This is a genomic window from Pseudaminobacter soli (ex Li et al. 2025) (assembly GCF_003012705.1).
GTDB classification, from domain to species: domain Bacteria; phylum Pseudomonadota; class Alphaproteobacteria; order Rhizobiales; family Rhizobiaceae; genus Pseudaminobacter; species Pseudaminobacter soli.
Map to the genome: position 1 here is coordinate 223,918 of NZ_PXYL01000008.1, position 16,434 is coordinate 240,351.

The window sequence follows — 16,434 nt, forward strand, 5'->3', positions numbered from 1 at the left end:
CACGCGCAGCCGGCCGCCGCACATTGCGTTACAACCCGTCGTGCTTCGTGACAGGCGGGAGGTCGTTTGATCCTAGAGCGAGATGACGTTCTCTTGAATCGCCATCTCGCTCTAAGGATTTGTTTTTGGAGCATGATCTTGTCCGAAAAGTCTGCAACTTTTCGGGATCATGCTCTAGAGCCCGTCGTGGTGACTGACGTCTATGTCCTTGAGATAGGTCATCACGGTCACATGCGAAGTGGCGGCCGTAAGTACGCCGATCAGCACGATGACGAGGGCAGCACCCACATATCCCGTAACCCCGATGGCGAAGTTGCCGAACAGGGCGGTCGCCTGGTCGGCTTGGGGCGTTGCGAGATTGCGCGACGACCACCACCAGAACAGCACGAAGACGGCCATGGCGGCCGCGCCGCCGGCCACCGCGCCCTTCATGCCGATGAGCAGGAAATGCCGTCGGAATTCGCGAGCGATGAACATCGCCTCGGCGCCCACATAGTGCAGCACCTCGATGATGTGGCCATTGCCGGCCATGGCGCCGCGCGTGGCGAACACCACCGTCAGTACGGTGGCCGACAGCATCAGCACCAGTACGGCCAGGCCCAGCGTCACCGTGGTGCGGGCCATGGCGACCAGGCGGTCCACCCAGGTGCGATGGTCGTCCAGCGACACGCCCGGCACTTCCGGTTGCAGAAGCGCGCGCATGCCGGCGAAGTCCGGCGGGTTGTCCTCGTCGATGGTGACGATGACCAGCCGCGGCACCGGCAGCTCGTCAATGTTGAGGCCCGAGCCGAGCCAGGGCTCGAGCAGGCGGGAAGTCGCCTCGCGGTCGACGATCTTGACGCCGCGCACCCCGGTAAACTGGCCGGCGATGCTCGCCGCCTTCTCCAGCGAGGCTTCCATGTCGACGCCCTCGACGGGCTTGATCTGGATCGTCGCTTCGCGTGCGATCTGGTTTTCCCACACCGAGGCCGTGTCGCGCACCAGCGTGACCGCGCCGAGCGTGAGGCAGGACAGGAAGGTCATGATAGCGATGACGAAGACCAGCGCGCGCCCGGCAATGCTTTGCGGCGGGACGATCGGCGTCGTATTCCGCCGCGCACGGGCGGTCGGCGCCGGCTCGGCGGCGCGTGGAGCTTCGTAAACGTCTTCGCCGTCGAGCTCAGTCATAGATGTCGAGCCTCCCATTGGCGAGGATCATGCGCCGGGCGTCGACCTGGTCCATCAGGGCGAGATCGTGGGTGGCGATCACGACCGCTGTCCCCAGCCGGTTGAGCTCGAGGAAAAGCCTGAGCAGGCGTCGCGCCAGAGGCGGATCGACATTGCCGGTGGGCTCGTCGGCCAGGAGCATCTCGGGCTGTTCGATCAGGGCGCGGGCAATCGCCGCACGCTGCTTCTCGCCGCCCGACAGGACCGGCGGCAGAACATGCATGCGCTCGCCCAGGCCTACCCATTTCAGAAGCTCGGTGACGTCGCTGCGATAGCTCGCTTCCTCGCGCCCGCGCACGCGAAGCGGCAGCGCCACGTTCTCATAGGTCGTCATGTGGTCGAGCAGGCGGAAATCCTGGAACACCACGCCGATGCGGCGGCGCATCAAAGGCAGTTCCTGCCGGGAGATGCGCGAGCGGTCCTTGCCGAAGACGGTGATCAGCCCGCGCGTCGGCTTGAGCGACAGGAACAGCAGGCGCAGCAGCGTGGTCTTGCCCGCGCCAGACGGGCCGCTGAGGAACTGGAAGGAGCGCTCGGGGATATCGAGGGAGATGTCGCGGAGAATTTCCGGACCCATCCCATATCGCAGGCCGACGTTCTCGAAGCGAATCAATTGCGGAAACCTTGGGTGTTCGGGGGCGCCTGGCGGCCGGAACGACCTTCGGGCCGTATGTTTAACGGTCGGTTAATTCTCACTGCAAAAGCGGGCCTGATTCGCATCTGGTGGCGAAGCATTAACCAATTCCGTTTACCTCCGGAATCAGGGTCGGTTCGAAAGGATAACCCATCCACTATGGCAGACGGTCGCACCGCACGCCCGGTTTCCGGCGAGATCATGACGGACGCCTCCGTCATGGGTGCTGCGTCGCGTCCTGTTGTCGATACGGACATCGTCGACGCCGACTTCGAGATCGTCGCCTCGCCTGAGCCGCGCCAGCCTGCACCTGAGCCCCAGCCGAAAGTGTTCATGCCCAATGGCGCCTCGACGACCGGCATGGAGATGCTGCAGCGCAAAGCCGGGGAGCGTCGCACCTTCCAACCATTTGCCAGGCGCGGCGGGCCGGCCTTCTGGACGGTCGGCGGCGGTTTGGTCATTGCCGCCTTCTGGATATCGGGCGGGCATACGCTGCTCAGCCAGTTGCAGCTTCCCGGCTCCGCCGAGGCAGCGCCTTTCTTCACCATTGCCGGGGTGAAATCGCGCGTCGAAACGGCCGGCGGCGGGCAGATTTTGTTCGTCGACGGGGAGGCAACGAATGGCGGCGACCTCGCGGGCATGCTGCCGGAGCTGGAAATTCACGTGACCGGAGAGGATGGCCGCGCTACCTTTTACAAGCTGGGGACATCGCAGACGCCCTTGGCGCCCGGTGGAAGATTTGCCTTTTCGTCTCGCCTTGCGGTGCCTAAGAACGGCGTAAAGACCGTCACGGTCGCCTTTGGAGAGTAAGATTATGCCGGTTGTTCGCGGCAAGGATATCGAAGTTCTGTTCAGCGCCTCGGCTATTGCCCGGCGCAATCTCGAGCTGGCCAAGGAGATCGCAGGGCGCGATTACACCGACCTTCTGGTGATTTCCGTCCTGAAAGGCTCGTTCATTTTCGCCGCCGACCTCATCCGTGCCATGCACGATGTCGGCCTGTCGCCGGAAGTCGAGTTCATCTTCATCTCCAGCTATGGCTCCGGCACCACCAGTGGCGAGGTCCGCGTGCTGCGCGACATCGACAACGAGGTGAAGGGCCGCGACGTGCTTCTGATCGACGACATTCTGGAGTCGGGCAAGACGCTGTCCTACACGCGCGAGCTGATGCTTTCGCGCGGCGCCAAGAGCTGCTCGATCGCCGTGCTGCTCGACAAGCGCATGCGCCGCCAGACCACGCTCAACGCCGATTATGTCGGCTTCGACTGCCCCGATTCCTTCGTCGTCGGCTATGGCATGGACGTAGCTCACGCCTTCCGCGAGCTGCCCTTCGTCGGCGTCGTCAAGGGCGAAGCCTGAGCCCTTAGCGGGGCTGTCAGCTATGAAAGCCCCTTCGGCCTGAACACCTGGAGCGCCTTCGGCCGGATGCGGAAATGCGCCGGCGTGGTGGTGCACAATTCGCCGTCCGTATTGACCGGCCGGGGCTTGCTGGTGCGGATCGTCACCTCTGTGGTCCGGAAGGCGCGCACATCGTCCCAGCGGCCCTGTGTGCCCCTCCTGAGGCTCGGCAGCAGCGCCAGAAGCCGCCACCAATGGTCGACTTCGAGGCTGTAGAAGTCGAGCGTGCCGTCATCGGCGGTGGCGCTCTCCTCCACCGTCATGCCGCCGCCATAGTGGCGGCCGTTGCCGACCGAAACCTGCATCGTCCTGATCTTCTCGGTCGTGCCGTCATGGTCGAGATGGGCGCTGAACAGCTGCGAGCGGGCGAGCAGCCGCGCGGCGATGATGGCGTAGCCCAGCTTGCCCCAGCGCTTCTTGGCCTCCTGCGTGAGATCCGCGGCAAGCTCGGCGCTGAAACCTATGCTGGCGACGTTGAAGAACAGGTGGCCGTTGACCTCGCCGAGATCGATGGGCGCGAGCGAACCGGCAGCGATCACCTCGGCGGCCTTGGTCGGATCGGGCGGGATGCCAACCGTGCGGGCAAAGTCGTTGGCGGTGCCGAGCGGTAGTACGCCGAGGGGCAGGCCGGCATCGACCAGGCCGGGCGCTGCCGCATTCAGCGTGCCGTCGCCGCCGCCGAGCACGATGAGGTCGAAGCCGTTTGCTCTGCGCCGGACGAGTTCGGCGAGCGTTTCATTCTCGGCGGCCTTCTCTTCGGTGACGGCCAGCCCGCCGTTTTCCAGCACGCTGACGGCTGACGCGATTGAACCCGTGCCGCGGCGGGCCTTGGGATTGACGATCAGCAGCGCACGTTTAGGAGGCTTGGAATTCGGCAATGGCGGCCCTTCATTTGGTGAAAACCGGTCGGTTTCCCGCCAGATAGGGTCGCACTAGCCGCAAATAAAGGGCGGCATCTTGGCCTGGGCCGCCCTTGTGGCCGCGTCAGGCAGGCACTTTCTGGCTCGGCCTTGCGTTGAGGGCGAATATGCCGGCGCCGATAATCAGCACGCCGCCGAGGACGGTCGAGGCGTGCGGGACCTCCGCGAAGAAGAGAAAACCCCACAGCGGCGCCCACAGGATGCCGGTGTACTCGAATGTCGCCACGATATTGGCCGGGGCGAGCCGATAGGCCTGCGACAGCAGGGTCATGCCGGCTGCGGCGATGACGCCGCAGGATGCCATCATCACGAAGTCGCCGGTGGTCGGCCACTCCCAGCCGCGGGTCAGGAAACGCAGGCTTGGATGGGTGATGTGGCCGACATCGACGACCATGAAGACGAGGGCGGTGACGATCGCGCCGAGCAGATAGACGCCGTTCTGGTAGAAACTCATGACGGTCGAGGATTCGGTCGCGCCGAGCTTGCGTGCCGTCATCTGCGCAAAGCCGTAGAGGCCGGCCGACAGCAGCGACAGAAGCGCTGCCCATTCGAACATGCCGCCGCCTGGCCGCAGCATGACCAGCACGCCGACGAGGCCGACCGACACGGTCGCGAAGCTTTGCCAGCTCACGCGCTCGCCGAGATAGGGGCCCGACAGCACCATGATGAAGAGCGGTGCCATGAAGTAGAGCGCCACCGCATCGGCCAGCGGAAGCGCGGCCAGCGCCAGGTAATAGGCGGTGTAGGAGGCAAACAGGGTCAGGGCCCTGAGGCTGAGCAGGCCGAAGTTGCGCGAGACGAGCGCGGCCAGGCCGACATCCCGGTGCACGAGGAGAAGCATGATGGGTAGCGCCACGACGCAGCGAATCGCCATTACTTCCATCACCGGATAGCGGTCCGACACCGCCTTGATCAGCGGGTCCTGCGTGGAAAACACCAGCACGCCGAGGCAGAGACATGCGATGCCGGCGACGATACGGTTCTGCATTCCAGATAGGCCCTGACTATGCCCGCTGCGGCAGGCATTGAACAAAAAGAACCCGCGGCCCAGAGGACAGCGGGTGAGTGAGGACTTTTTGCCCGGAACGGCTCCTGCGCATGGCGATGCCGTCGATTGCATTTCGGTCTCGCGTACAGGTATGGCCGGTCGATTGACATGTTTCAAACGAATTGGAATGATGCCAGCTATCAGATTTCCTTATGGCGGCGACATGACAATTCACCTCGACAGCGACCTGCTGCGTACTTTCGTGGCTGTGGCCGAGGCGGGCAATTTCACCAAGGCCGCGGAGCAGGTCAGCCGCACGCAATCAGCCGTGTCGATGCAGATCAAGCGGCTCGAGGACATGGTCGGGGACGCATTGTTCGATCGCGGTTCGCGCGGGGTCTCGCTCACCCGCCGGGGGCAGGAGCTGATCATCAATGCCCGCCGCATCGTCTCGCTGATCGAGGAGACGGCCGCTTCGCTCAAGGCCAAGCCGCTGGACGGGCCGGTTCGCATCGGCATCCCCGAGGAGTACAGCTACTCGATCCTGTCGCGCGCGCTGGGCATGTTCTCGAAGCAACATCCGAAGGTGGAGATCACCGTCAGATATGCCCATTCCGCCTCGCAGATCGAAGCGCTGGAGGCCGGCGAGCTCGACCTTGCCGTGGTGTTCGAATGGGAGGACTTTTCCGACGGCGAGGTTTTGATGCGCGACCCGACCGTGTGGGTGACGTCGAACCTTCATTGCCAGCATGAGGAACAGCCGCTGCCGGTTGCGCTCTACAATCGCGACGGCTGGTGCAAGGACTTTGCGCTGAAGTCGCTCGAGGTTCGCGGCCATCCCTATCGTGTCGCCTATACCAGCGACACCACGGGCGGGCTGAAACTTGCCGTGGCCTCGGGGCTGGCGATCGCGCCGGTGTCGCGCTCCAACATTCCGCCCGATTGCCGCGAGCTGACCGCCGCCGAAGGCTTTGGCGACATCGATGCCTCCAACGTGGTGCTGCACCGCGCGCCGGGAGCCACCAGCGAGGCGATCAAAGGCATGGCGGATGCGATCCGCGAGGCGTTTTATTCGCGGCTGGTGGTGACGGTTTCGTAGCTCGGAACTTGAAGATGCCGACAGGCTCCTGACAGTCGTCCTCAGGAGTGCGCTGTTACTGTCGCTTTTGTCGCATCACCTGCTCGGGCTGGTCGCAGGCCCTCAGCGCATTTCGAGCAGGCGTTCCAGATACTGCTTCTCGAGTTCGGGGCTCAGCGCATTGCCGAGCCGCTTGCGGATGGCGTCGAGAATCTGGCGGGCGCGCTGCACGTCGATCTGGTCCGGCACCTTGACGGTGTTGCCGAAATCCGGGCCGGTGGTGCCGCGCGGACGGCCGAGCGGATCGCGGTCGGCGCCCTGCTGACGGCCGTTCGGCCCGGTGCCCTGCTCGCCTTCCATCGCCTGCTGCATCTGCTTCATCATGTCCTGGGCGCCGCGGCGCAGGGCCTCCAGCGCGCGGCCTTGCTGGCCGACGGCGCGGTTGCCTTCGCCCTCGCCGAGCGCTTCCTTGGCCTGGCCCATGGCGTCGCCCGCGTCGCCGAACCCCTTGCCAGGCTCGATGCCGAGGTCCTTGAGGCCTTTCATCAGCCCCTCAAGATCCTTCTGCAGCTTGCCCTGGCCTTCCTGCAGCTGTTTCAGCGCATCGCTGAATTCCTCGGGCGTCATCTGATGGCCGTTCTGGCCCTGCTGCCCCTTGCCTTGATCGCCGCCGCGTTCGGCTTCCCTGTCGCGGTTGTCCTGCATGCCCTGCTGCCAGTCGCCGAACTCGTCATCCTGTTGCTGGCCGTGCTGCTTCTGGTCGAGGCGGAACGTCTCGTTCATCATCTCCTGCTGGCGGCGCATGATCTCGCCGAGCTTGTTCATCTGCTGATGCATCTCGCTCTGCTCGCCGCCCTGGCCCGGCTGCTGCTGGCGATTGGCCTGCAGGTTGTTCATCATGTCCTGCAGCTGCGACAGCATCTGCTCGGCCAGATCGCGATTGCCCGACTTCGCCAGGTTTTCGATCTGGTCCATCATGCGTTCGAGGTCGCTCTGCCGCAGTTCCTGCGCGTCGCGCGGCATCTGCTGCTGGGCGAGGTTCGGGTCGCGCTTGGCGCGCTCCGCAAACTCCTTGATGAAGTCGTTCATCGCTTGCCGCAGCTCTTTCATGAGCTTGTCGATCTCTTGGTCGCTGGCGCCGTTCTTCAGCGCCTGCTTGAGCGCCTCCTGCGCCTGGCGCAGGCGCTTCTCGGCGTTCGACAGCGCGCCGTCCTCGATCGCCAGCGCCATCTCCCAGAAATAGTCGGCAACGGCGCGCAGCTGGTCGTCGCTCTGCGCCAGCTTGAGCTGGGAGCGGCCGGCCATGAGGCCGAGATAGTTGGCCATGCTCGTAATCGTGTCCTCGGGCCGCAGCGTGATGGCGTCGAGGAGGTCGAGCACATAGGGCTTGCGGTGGGTGTCGAGCGACAGGATGCGCCGGTGTTCGACGACCGCCCGGGCGAACGGATTGCTGAATGGCCGTTCGGGCAGGACGAAGGTCTTGGTCTCGCTCGTCGCTTCCAGCCCGGCGTCGTTGGTGACCTTCAGCGTCAGCCGCACCTTGCTGCCGGCCCAGACGTGATCGGTCAGATCGCGCGACATCCTGACCTTGCCGTCTCCGCCACGGGGCGGCAGGGCGAGCGGAAGCTCGGGGGCCTTGTAGAGCGGGTACGCCTTCGGGCTCTGCGGGTCGGCCAGCTCGAACTCGGCCTTGGCGGAAGCGGCGCCATACTGGTCGAGGATCTGGTAGTTCAGCTCCAGCGCACCATTGGCGGCCTGCTTCGGATCGTCGAGGAAACGGATTGTCGGCGGCGTGTTGGGCGTAACCGAGAAGGTCCAGCTGCGCAGTTCCCGCCCGCTCGAACCGAGCGCCAGCACGCCGTTGGTTTCAAGCTTGCCGGCAAACTGGCGCACCGTGGCCTGTGCATCCGACTGTGCGGACGCTTGCGAGGCCTTTTCAGAATCCTTGATAGCGATCTCATGCGCGGTGCCGTCCGCATCGGTGAAGGAAAGCGTCTCGTCGCCCGAACCGCCGGTGACGCGCAGCTGCACCTCGCTGCCCTGCGGCACGGTGAGGGGCGCGGTCTCGTGATTGTTGGCGTCGGCGGTCAGGAACAGCGGCGCCTTGCCGGTATAGGTGGGCGGCGTGACCCAGGCGTCGATGCGCGGCGGAACTGTCTCGAAGCCCAGGCCTGGCCGGAAGGCGTCGCCGATGCGGCCTCCGAACGTTCCCTGCGAAAAGGCGAAGGCGACGACCAGCAACAGGGCTGCGGCGGCGCGCAGGGCCCACGGGTCGCGCTCGGGCACGCGCGTGCGCGGCAGGTCGCTGTCGATATGGGTGAGCTTTTCGGCCATGCGGCGCTGGTGCTCGCGCCACAGCGCCTGCGAGAACGCGCTTTGCTCGCCGCTCGGCCGGTCGGTCTGAACCAGTACCGGCGTGTGCGGCAATTTGCTGGCCGCTTCGATGCGGCGGTCGACTTCCGGGCGCGTCGGCTGGCAGTAGAAGCGCAGAGGATAGAGCGAGGCGAGGGCGGCGAGGGCAAAGAGGCCGAGCAGGCCGAACCGCGCCATTTCAGGCAAGATACGGAAGACGCCGAGCCAGGAGAGGCTGACGAACAGGCTGATCGTGACGAGAAGCGGCAGCAAGAGAGGCCAGCCGCGCTCCACCATCATGGCGACGAGCGTCACCAGCCTGGCACGACCAAGGCGCCGGGCAACCCCTTTGTCAGCGACTCTGTTCGGCGTTTCCGTCATCGGCCCTTTCCGGGCGCGCGATGGCGCGACCTCGTCATAGAAAGCATAGCAGCAAACGCGGCAAAGACGAGGCGAGGCAAGAAATCGTGATTGCTGCGGCCGACCGGCTCACAGCCAGTCGGGCAGCGAATCGAGGCCGATCAGCTCCTCATAGGTCTGGCGCGGACGGATGACATGGAAGCTGTCGCCATTGACCAGAACCTCCGGCACAAGGAGCCGGGTGTTGTAGGTTCCCGACTGCACAGCGCCATAGGCGCCAGCGGTGCCGACGGCGATCAGATCGCCTGGCTTCATGCGCGGCAGGTCGCGGTCCTGGCCGAGGAAATCGCCGGTCTCGCAGACCGGGCCGACGATGTCGGCCATCATGCGCGGCGCATCTGCCGGGGGCTGCACCACCGGCCTGATGTCGTGGAAGGCGTCGTAGAGCGTCGGGCGGATCAGGTCGTTCATCGCCGCATCGACGATCAGGAAGTTCTTGGCGTCGCCTTCCTTCACATAGATGACTTCCGACACCAGGATGCCGGCATTGCCGACGATCAGCCGGCCGGGCTCGAACATCACCTTGAGGCCGAGCTTGGCGACATGCTTCTTCACGATCGCCGCATAGGCGTCCGGCAGGGGAGGCGGCGAATTGTCGGTGCGGTAGGGAATGCCGAGGCCGCCGCCGAGATCGACATGGTCGATGGCGTGGCCGTCGGCCTGCAGCGTGCCGACCAACTCGACCAGCAGGGCAAAGGCGTCGTCGAAGGGCTGCAACTCGGTGATCTGGCTGCCGATATGCATGTCGATGCCGGTGATGCGGATGCCGGGCAGCGCGGCCGCGCGGGCATAGACGGCGCGAGCGCGCTGCCACGGTATGCCGAACTTGTTCTCGGCCTTGCCGGTGGAGATCTTCTTGTGCGTCTTGGCGTCGACGTCCGGGTTGATGCGCAGCGACACCGGCGCCTTCTTGCCGGCCGCCACGGCGCGGGCCGACAGAAGCTCCAGCTCGGGCTCGGACTCGACGTTGAAGCAGAGGATATCGTTCTCGAGCGCCAGGTCCATCTCGCGCGCGGTCTTGCCGACACCCGAGAACAGGATCTTGGAGCCCGGAATGCCCGCGGCCAGCGCCCGGCGCAGCTCGCCTTCCGACACCACGTCGGCGCCGGCGCCGAGCTTGGCCAGCGTCTTCAGCACCGCCTGGTTGGAATTTGCCTTGAGCGCATAGCAGACCAGCGTATCGAGGTCGCCGAAGGCCTGACGGAACACGTTGAAGTGGCGGGTCAGCGTGGCGGTGGAATAGCAATAGAAGGGGGTGCCGACGGCTGCTGCGATCTCGGGCAGAGGCACGTCCTCGGCATGCAGCACGCCGTTACGGTATTCGAAATGGTTCACTGGCGGGGTTCCGGTAGATGTGTGTTCGCGAAAGCGACGCTCAGATCAGGCCATCGAGGATGAAGGGCTTGTCGGCGACCGGTGGCGCGGGCTCCGGCGGCACCGGCTGATTGGCTTTCTCGGCTTCCTTGCGCGCCTGCACGGCCGCCTCGTAGGGCGTATCCAGGCCGGTCTTGCGCCCGCAGGCCGAGGCCGCGGCAACCACCGCCAGAAGGACGAGCGTGGTGAAGAGTCTGCTGCCGGTCATCCGTGTCATCCGTGCGAGAAAATCCGTTGCATGCTTCTAGCGAAATTTTCGCGCCTTTGCACCCCCGGCAGACCCAAGTTCGTGTGATTGGCGCGCCGCGTGGGAGCAGCGCGCCTTGGTCCGTTACGCCTTGGCGATGCGCTTCTTCCAGTAGCGGATCTGGCGGCGCACTTCTGCCGGTGCCGTGCCACCGAAGGATGTGCGGCTCTTCACCGAGTTCTGCACCGACAGGACCGAGAAGATGTCGGCCGTGATGCCGGAGTGGATCGACTGCAGGTCCTCGAGCGCGAGCTTCTCCAGCCCGACCTTCTTGCTCTCGGCAAGTGCTACGGCGCGGCCGGTGACGTGGTGCGCCTCGCGGAAGGGCAGGCCCAGCGTCCGCACCAGCCAGTCGGCCAGGTCGGTAGCGGTCGAATAGCCCGAGCCGGCGGCCTTCTTCATCGCCGCGTCGTTGATGGTCATGTCGCCGACCATGCCGGTCATGGCTGCAAGCATCAGGTCGAGCGTCTCGGCCGCGTCGAACACGGCTTCCTTGTCTTCCTGCATGTCCTTGGAATAGGCGAGCGGCAGGCCCTTCATCACCATCAAAAGGCCGATCAGATGGCCGTTGACGCGGCCGGTCTTGGCGCGCACCAGCTCGGCTGCGTCGGGGTTCTTCTTCTGCGGCATGATCGAGGAGCCGGTCGAGAAGCTGTCGGACAGCCGCACGAAACCGAACTGCGGCGTCGACCAGATGACGATCTCTTCCGCCAAGCGCGACAGATGCGTGGCGCAGATGGCGGCAATCGACAGAAACTCCAGCGCAAAATCGCGGTCGGAAACGCTGTCCAGCGAATTGCGGGTCGGCTCGCGGAAGCCGAGCGCCTTGGCGGTGCGGAAGCGGTCGATCGGGAAGCCTGTGCCGGCCAGCGCTGCCGCGCCCAGCGGGCTTTCGTCCATGCGCTCGATGGCGTTGCGCACGCGCGACAGGTCGCGGCCGAACATTTCCACATAGGCCATGCAGTGGTGGCCGAAGGTCACCGGCTGCGCCGTCTGCATGTGGGTGAAGCCGGGCATGACGGTGGCGGCATGTTCCTCGGCGCGGGTGAGGAACACCTCGATCAGGCCCTTCAGGGCAACGGCGACGCGGTGAAACTCGTCCTTCACCCAGAGGCGGAAATCGACAGCCACCTGGTCGTTGCGCGAGCGGGCGGTGTGCAGGCGGCCGGCGGCGGGGCCGATGAGTTCGGCAAGCCTTGCCTCGACATTCATGTGGATGTCTTCGAGCCGGGTCGAGAATTCGAACTTGCCGTCCTCGATCTCTTTCAAAATCGTGTTCAGGCCGTGAGCGATTTTTTCTTGATCTTGTTCGGTAATAATGCCCGTTTCGGCCAGCATCTGCGAATGAGCGATGGAGCCGCGGATATCCTGCGCGTAAAGCTTCTTGTCGAAGTCGATCGAGGCATTGATGGCCTCCATGATCGCAGCCGGGCCCGAGGCAAAACGTCCGCCCCACATCTGGTTGCTGGCCTTCTTGTCGCTCATCGTGGTAACCGGGCTCCGGAGATTGAAGTGAATGGCTGACGGAAAAAAACTTATGCCGACTGCGCGTCTTCTGGTCATCGCAGCCGTTGCTGGCGCGCTTGCCGGTGCGATCGCGGTATATGTCAGCAACACCCTGTCTGGCAACAATGCGCCGAGCGTGGCCCAGCAAGTGGTGGCCGATGCGCCCGTCCTGGCGGCAAATAGCGCCGACAACGCCGCCTGCGCGGCAAAGGCCGACAAGGCCAAGGCCATCGGGGCGGCGGCCACCGGCCAGGTCGCGGCGATGATGCCTGCCGATCCGCCGCAGTCGGTCAAGAACCTCGCCTTCACCTCGCCGGACGGCAAGCCGATGACGCTGGGCGACCATGCCGGCAAGACGCTGCTGGTCAATCTGTGGGCCACATGGTGCGCGCCCTGCCGCGCCGAGATGCCGGCGCTGAATACGCTGGAGAAGGAAAAGGGCAGCGACAAGTTCGAGGTCGTCGCGATCAATGTCGACACCGGCGACAATGAAAAGCCGAAGAAGTTTCTTTCGGAGATCAACGTCGACAAGCTGTCGCTCTACCGCGACAACACGCTCGACCTGTTCAACGACCTGAAGACGCGCGGCCTGGCGCTCGGCCTGCCGGTGACGCTTCTGGTCGACGGCGAGGGCTGCCTGCTTGCGCATATGAACGGCCCCGCCGAGTGGGCCAGCCCCGACGCCACGCGCCTGGTCGACGCGGCAATCGGCAAATAATCAAGCAGACTCCTCAAGCGCTTTCCCCGCGCTAAATCCAGGTCATGGGGGACGGTCATCACCCTAGCGGGAGACTTGCCCATGACCGACCTGAACCTCACCACTCTCGAATCCGGCAAGACAGTCATCAGCGCGGCGGCCATCGAAGCGCTTTCTGCCGGATGCGGCGACCGCCTGCTGCGCGAGCACGACGGCGCCTATGACGAGGCTCGCACCATCTGGAACGCCATGGTGGACCGCAAGCCGGGCCTCATCGTCCGCTGTGCCAACGCAACTGATGTCATCAATGCGGTGCAATTTGCACGCGGCAATAGTCTGCTCGTCGCCATACGCGGCGGCGGCCACAACATTGCCGGAAGCGCCGTATGCGACGGCGGCCTGATGATCGACCTCTCGCAGATGAGATCGGTGAAGGTCGATGCCTCAGCGCAGACGGCCCTGGTAGGACCCGGCGCGACGCTGGCCGATGTAGATCGCGAAACGCAGGCCTTCGGACTTGCGGTGCCGACCGGCATCAACTCCACCACCGGCATTGCCGGACTGACTCTGGGCGGCGGCTTCGGCTGGCTTACCCGGAAATACGGCCTGACATGCGACAGCCTGCTGTCGGCGGAGGTTGTTACCGCCACGGGCGATTTGATCCGCGCAAGCGAAACCGAAAACCCCGACCTGTTCTGGGCGCTGCGCGGCGGCGGCGGCAATTTCGGCATCGTTACGGAATTCGAATTCCGGCTGCACAAGGTCGGCCCGGAGGTGCTTTCGGGCCTCGTCGTGCATCCATTTGCCGATGCCAGGAACGTCTTGCGCGAATATCGCGAGGCGCTTGCCGCTTCGCCCGAGGAATATTCCTGCTGGGCCGTGATGCGCCAGGCGCCGCCGCTGCCTTTCCTGCCCGCCGAGTGGCATGGCAAGGAAATACTGGTGCTGGCCATGTGCTATTGCGGCTCGATCGAGGAGGGCGAGAAGGCCGCGGCGCGGATGCGGGCGATCGGAAAGCCCATCGCCGATGTCGTCGGCCCGAATCCCTTCGTCGGCTGGCAACAGGCGTTCGATCCGCTACTGGCACCGGGTGCGCGGAACTACTGGAAGAGTCACGACTTCGCCGAGCTTTCGGATGCCGCAATCGACCTGCTGCTAGGCGCCGTCCGCGAACTGCCGGGACCCGAATGCGAGATCTTCATCGGCTATGTCGGCGGCGCTGCCAGCCGCGTTCCCGCCGGTGCGACCGCATTCCCGCAGCGCCTGCCGCATTTCGTCATGAATGTGCATGCGCGCTGGCGCGATCCGGCGATGGACAAGACGTGCATCGACTGGGCGCGACGCCTTTTCGAAGACGCCAAGCCGCTCGCCATCGGCACGGCCTACATCAACTTCATGCCGGCGGATGAGGTGGATCGCGTCGAAGCGGCCTATGGCGCCAATTACAAGCGTCTCGCGGAAATCAAGCAGCGCTACGATCCGCAGAACCTGTTCCGGATCAATCACAATGTGCGGCCGAAAGCCGGGCAACAAGCTGCCGAATAGGGAAGGGGAACGAGGCTGCGGCTTGCTTATCCGGCGAGCCGCAGCCGAAAAAAGTTAGCGCGTCGGAACCGGGTGCTCGCCGCGATAGTCGTAGAAGCCGCGGCCGGTCTTGCGGCCGAGCCAGCCGGCCTCGACATATTTTACCAGCAGCGGGCAGGGGCGATACTTGGAGTCCGACAGGCCGTCATGCAGCACCTGCATGATCGACAGGCAGGTGTCGAGGCCGATGAAGTCGGCCAGTTGCAGCGGGCCCATCGGATGATTGGCGCCGAGCCGCATGGCGGTGTCGATGGCTTCCACCGAGCCGACGCCCTCATAGAGTGTGTAGATCGCCTCGTTGATCATCGGCAGCAGGATGCGGTTGACGATGAAGGCGGGGAAATCTTCCGAGACGGTGGTGGTCTTGTCGAGACGGTGGACGAACTCCTTGGCCGCCTCGAAGGTGCCGTCCTCGGTGGCGATGCCGCGCACCAGTTCCACCAGCTTCATAACCGGCACGGGGTTCATGAAGTGGATGCCGATGAAGCGCTCGGGGCGGTCGGTCTGCGCGGCCAGCCGCGTGATCGAGATCGAGGAGGTGTTGGTGGCGAGGATGGCCGTCGGGTTCAGCACCGGGCAGAGCTGCGCATAGATCTTGCGCTTGACCGTCTCGTCCTCGGTGGCTGCCTCGATGACGAGGTCGGCGGCAGCGAGGTCGGCGATCTGGTGAGCGGGCTGGATACGCGAAAGCGCCTTCTGGCGCTCATCCTCGGCGAGCTTGCCGCCGCTCACCTGGCGGGCCATGTTGCCGCTGATGGTGGCGATGCCCTTCTCGATCCGATCGCTGGAAATGTCGTACATCAACACCTTGTAACCGGCGAGCGCCGAGACATGGGCGATGCCGCCGCCCATCTGGCCTGCGCCGATAATACCGATCGTTTCGATAGTTTTGCTCATTACACAGATCCCGTCACAGGCCTTTTCGGCCATTTTTGTGCAGTGCAAACTAAATGGCCGGGGTAGTTTCGTCTACCCCGGCCATCGTATTTTAATATGCTTGTCGGACTGGCGTCAAAGCGCCTTTTCGAGTTCCGGCAGGATGGTGAAGAGGTCGCCCACGAGGCCGTAATCGGCCACCTGGAAGATCGGCGCTTCCTCGTCCTTGTTGATGGCGACGATGACCTTCGAGTCCTTCATGCCGGCGAGATGCTGGATTGCACCGGAGATGCCGACGGCGATGTAGAGCTCGGGGGCAACCACCTTGCCGGTCTGGCCGACCTGCCAGTCGTTCGGCGCGTAGCCGGCATCGACCGCGGCGCGCGACGCGCCGACCGCGGCGCCGAGCTTGTCGGCCACCGGCAGGATCACTTCCTGGAACTTCTCGGCCGAGCCGAGCGCGCGGCCGCCCGAGATGATGATGCGGGCCGAGGTCAGCTCCGGACGATCGCTCTCCGACAGCTTGTTCTCGATGAACGAGGACAGGCCCGGATTGGCGGCGGCGGAAGCCGTCTCGACCGGTGCCGAACCGGTTGCCTCGGCGGCCTGGAAGCCGGCCGTGCGCACGGTGATGACCTTCTTGGCCTCGCCCGACTGCACCGTCTGGATGGCGTTGCCGGCATAGATCGGACGCTTGAAGGTGTCGGACGACACCACTTCGATGATCTCGGAGATCTGCGAGACGTCGAGCAGCGCGGCGATGCGCGGCGCGACGTTCTTGCCCGAGGCGGTAGCCGGAGCGACGATGGTGTCGTAGCTGCCGGCCAGCGCGACGACGGTCGCCGCGAGCGGCTCGGCCAGACGCTCGGCGAGCTCGTCGGCTTCGACCAAGAGCACCTTGCGCACGCCCTTCAGCTTGGCGGCGGCGTCGGCAGCGCCCTTGGCGCCCTTGCCGGCGACCAGCACGTCGACGTCGGAACCGATCTTCAGCGCGGCCGACAGCGCCTTGGCGGTCTGGTCGGAAACGCTTGCGTTGTCGTGTTCGGCGATGAGGAGAATTGCCATTCTTTTATCCCTTATTTCATCAGGGTGCCCGATTTGAGGTCAGGCCACAGCGAAAATGGTGGCGTCCGAGAACCGGAGCGGAGCGTACTTC

15 protein-coding genes are annotated in these 16,434 nt (G+C 64.7%); 5 read left to right on the forward strand and 10 right to left on the reverse strand.

Features of this window, described 5'->3' with window-relative positions; all coding sequences use genetic code 11:
* Positions 1-174: 174 nt before the first annotated feature.
* Both C7I85_RS17685 and ftsE read right to left on the reverse strand, forming a co-directional pair.
* Entirely contained in the window at positions 175-1,167 is a 993-nt protein-coding gene (locus C7I85_RS17685) for a cell division protein FtsX (protein ID WP_106725319.1), read from the reverse strand.
* Positions 1,160-1,819 (reverse strand): cell division ATP-binding protein FtsE, encoded by a 660-nt coding sequence (ftsE, locus tag C7I85_RS17690; RefSeq protein ID WP_106725320.1) that lies wholly within the window; start codon positions 1,817-1,819, stop codon positions 1,160-1,162. The genes C7I85_RS17685 and ftsE overlap by 8 nt, the downstream gene beginning before the upstream one ends.
* A 180-nt stretch (positions 1,820-1,999) precedes the next feature.
* On the opposite strand from ftsE, the gene C7I85_RS17695 reads away from it, so the two are divergent.
* Both C7I85_RS17695 and hpt read left to right on the forward strand, forming a co-directional pair.
* Entirely contained in the window at positions 2,000-2,650 is a 651-nt protein-coding gene (locus tag C7I85_RS17695; protein WP_106725321.1) for a hypothetical protein, read from the forward strand.
* A gap of 4 nt (positions 2,651-2,654) precedes the next feature.
* Positions 2,655-3,197 (forward strand): hypoxanthine phosphoribosyltransferase, encoded by a 543-nt coding sequence (gene hpt / locus C7I85_RS17700; protein WP_106725322.1) that lies wholly within the window; start codon positions 2,655-2,657, stop codon positions 3,195-3,197.
* A gap of 20 nt (positions 3,198-3,217) precedes the next feature.
* Here hpt and C7I85_RS17705 read toward each other — a convergent pair whose 3' ends face one another.
* Together C7I85_RS17705 and C7I85_RS17710 are read right to left on the reverse strand one after the other, a co-directional pair.
* Complete coding sequence (locus C7I85_RS17705) at positions 3,218-4,114, reverse strand: lipid kinase (protein WP_106725323.1); 897 nt, start codon at positions 4,112-4,114, stop codon at positions 3,218-3,220.
* Between the two features lie 106 nt (positions 4,115-4,220).
* On the reverse strand, positions 4,221-5,144 hold the full coding sequence (locus C7I85_RS17710) for a DMT family transporter (RefSeq protein WP_106725324.1): 924 nt from the start codon (positions 5,142-5,144) through the stop codon (positions 4,221-4,223).
* A gap of 223 nt (positions 5,145-5,367) precedes the next feature.
* On the opposite strand from C7I85_RS17710, the gene C7I85_RS17715 reads away from it, so the two are divergent.
* A complete protein-coding gene (locus C7I85_RS17715; protein WP_106725367.1) occupies positions 5,368-6,243 on the forward strand; it encodes a LysR family transcriptional regulator in 876 nt (291 codons plus the stop codon).
* A 102-nt stretch (positions 6,244-6,345) separates the two neighbouring features.
* Here C7I85_RS17715 and C7I85_RS17720 read toward each other — a convergent pair whose 3' ends face one another.
* The 4 genes from C7I85_RS17720 to argH all read right to left on the reverse strand — a co-directional run bounded on the left by C7I85_RS17720 (position 6,346) and on the right by argH (position 12,100).
* Positions 6,346-8,955, reverse strand: a complete 2,610-nt coding sequence (locus C7I85_RS17720; RefSeq protein WP_106725325.1) for a TIGR02302 family protein — start codon at positions 8,953-8,955, stop codon at positions 6,346-6,348.
* 108 nt (positions 8,956-9,063) lie between these two features.
* The gene (lysA, locus tag C7I85_RS17725) at positions 9,064-10,329 is read right to left on the reverse strand and encodes a diaminopimelate decarboxylase (protein ID WP_106725326.1); all 1,266 of its coding nucleotides are present in this window, start codon (positions 10,327-10,329) and stop codon (positions 9,064-9,066) included.
* A gap of 40 nt (positions 10,330-10,369) precedes the next feature.
* Positions 10,370-10,576 carry a hypothetical protein gene (locus C7I85_RS17730; protein WP_106725327.1) on the reverse strand — a complete coding sequence of 69 codons (207 nt, stop codon included), beginning with the start codon at positions 10,574-10,576 and terminating at the stop codon, positions 10,370-10,372.
* A gap of 123 nt (positions 10,577-10,699) precedes the next feature.
* Positions 10,700-12,100, reverse strand: coding sequence for an argininosuccinate lyase (gene argH, locus C7I85_RS17735; protein ID WP_106725328.1), 1,401 nt, complete (start codon positions 12,098-12,100; stop codon positions 10,700-10,702).
* Positions 12,101-12,131: 31 nt separating this feature from the next.
* Between argH and tlpA the strand changes: the two genes are divergently transcribed.
* A complete protein-coding gene (gene tlpA, locus C7I85_RS17740; protein ID WP_106725329.1) occupies positions 12,132-12,839 on the forward strand; it encodes a thiol:disulfide interchange protein TlpA in 708 nt (235 codons plus the stop codon).
* A gap of 81 nt (positions 12,840-12,920) precedes the next feature.
* A complete protein-coding gene (locus tag C7I85_RS17745) occupies positions 12,921-14,363 on the forward strand; it encodes an FAD-binding oxidoreductase (RefSeq protein WP_106725330.1) in 1,443 nt (480 codons plus the stop codon).
* 54 nt (positions 14,364-14,417) lie between these two features.
* Here C7I85_RS17745 and C7I85_RS17750 read toward each other — a convergent pair whose 3' ends face one another.
* Positions 14,418-15,299 carry a 3-hydroxybutyryl-CoA dehydrogenase gene (locus C7I85_RS17750; protein WP_106725331.1) on the reverse strand — a complete coding sequence of 294 codons (882 nt, stop codon included), beginning with the start codon at positions 15,297-15,299 and terminating at the stop codon, positions 14,418-14,420.
* A gap of 114 nt (positions 15,300-15,413) precedes the next feature.
* Complete coding sequence (locus tag C7I85_RS17755) at positions 15,414-16,343, reverse strand: electron transfer flavoprotein subunit alpha/FixB family protein (RefSeq protein WP_106725332.1); 930 nt, start codon at positions 16,341-16,343, stop codon at positions 15,414-15,416.
* Positions 16,344-16,434: the final 91 nt, after the last annotated feature.

Coding starts and splice junctions, on each gene's coding strand:
- C7I85_RS17685 (WP_106725319.1), bottom strand. CDS start 1,167: ATGACTGAGCTCGACGGCGAAGACGTTTACGAAGCTCCACGCGCCGCC.
- C7I85_RS17695 (WP_106725321.1), top strand. CDS start 2,000: ATGGCAGACGGTCGCACCGCACGCCCGGTTTCCGGCGAGATCATGACG.
- hpt (WP_106725322.1), top strand. CDS start 2,655: ATGCCGGTTGTTCGCGGCAAGGATATCGAAGTTCTGTTCAGCGCCTCG.
- C7I85_RS17710 (WP_106725324.1), bottom strand. CDS start 5,144: ATGCAGAACCGTATCGTCGCCGGCATCGCATGTCTCTGCCTCGGCGTG.
- C7I85_RS17715 (WP_106725367.1), top strand. CDS start 5,368: ATGACAATTCACCTCGACAGCGACCTGCTGCGTACTTTCGTGGCTGTG.
- C7I85_RS17720 (WP_106725325.1), bottom strand. CDS start 8,955: ATGACGGAAACGCCGAACAGAGTCGCTGACAAAGGGGTTGCCCGGCGC.
- C7I85_RS17730 (WP_106725327.1), bottom strand. CDS start 10,576: ATGACCGGCAGCAGACTCTTCACCACGCTCGTCCTTCTGGCGGTGGTT.
- argH (WP_106725328.1), bottom strand. CDS start 12,100: ATGAGCGACAAGAAGGCCAGCAACCAGATGTGGGGCGGACGTTTTGCC.
- tlpA (WP_106725329.1), top strand. CDS start 12,132: ATGGCTGACGGAAAAAAACTTATGCCGACTGCGCGTCTTCTGGTCATC.
- C7I85_RS17745 (WP_106725330.1), top strand. CDS start 12,921: ATGACCGACCTGAACCTCACCACTCTCGAATCCGGCAAGACAGTCATC.
- C7I85_RS17750 (WP_106725331.1), bottom strand. CDS start 15,299: ATGAGCAAAACTATCGAAACGATCGGTATTATCGGCGCAGGCCAGATG.
- C7I85_RS17755 (WP_106725332.1), bottom strand. CDS start 16,343: ATGGCAATTCTCCTCATCGCCGAACACGACAACGCAAGCGTTTCCGAC.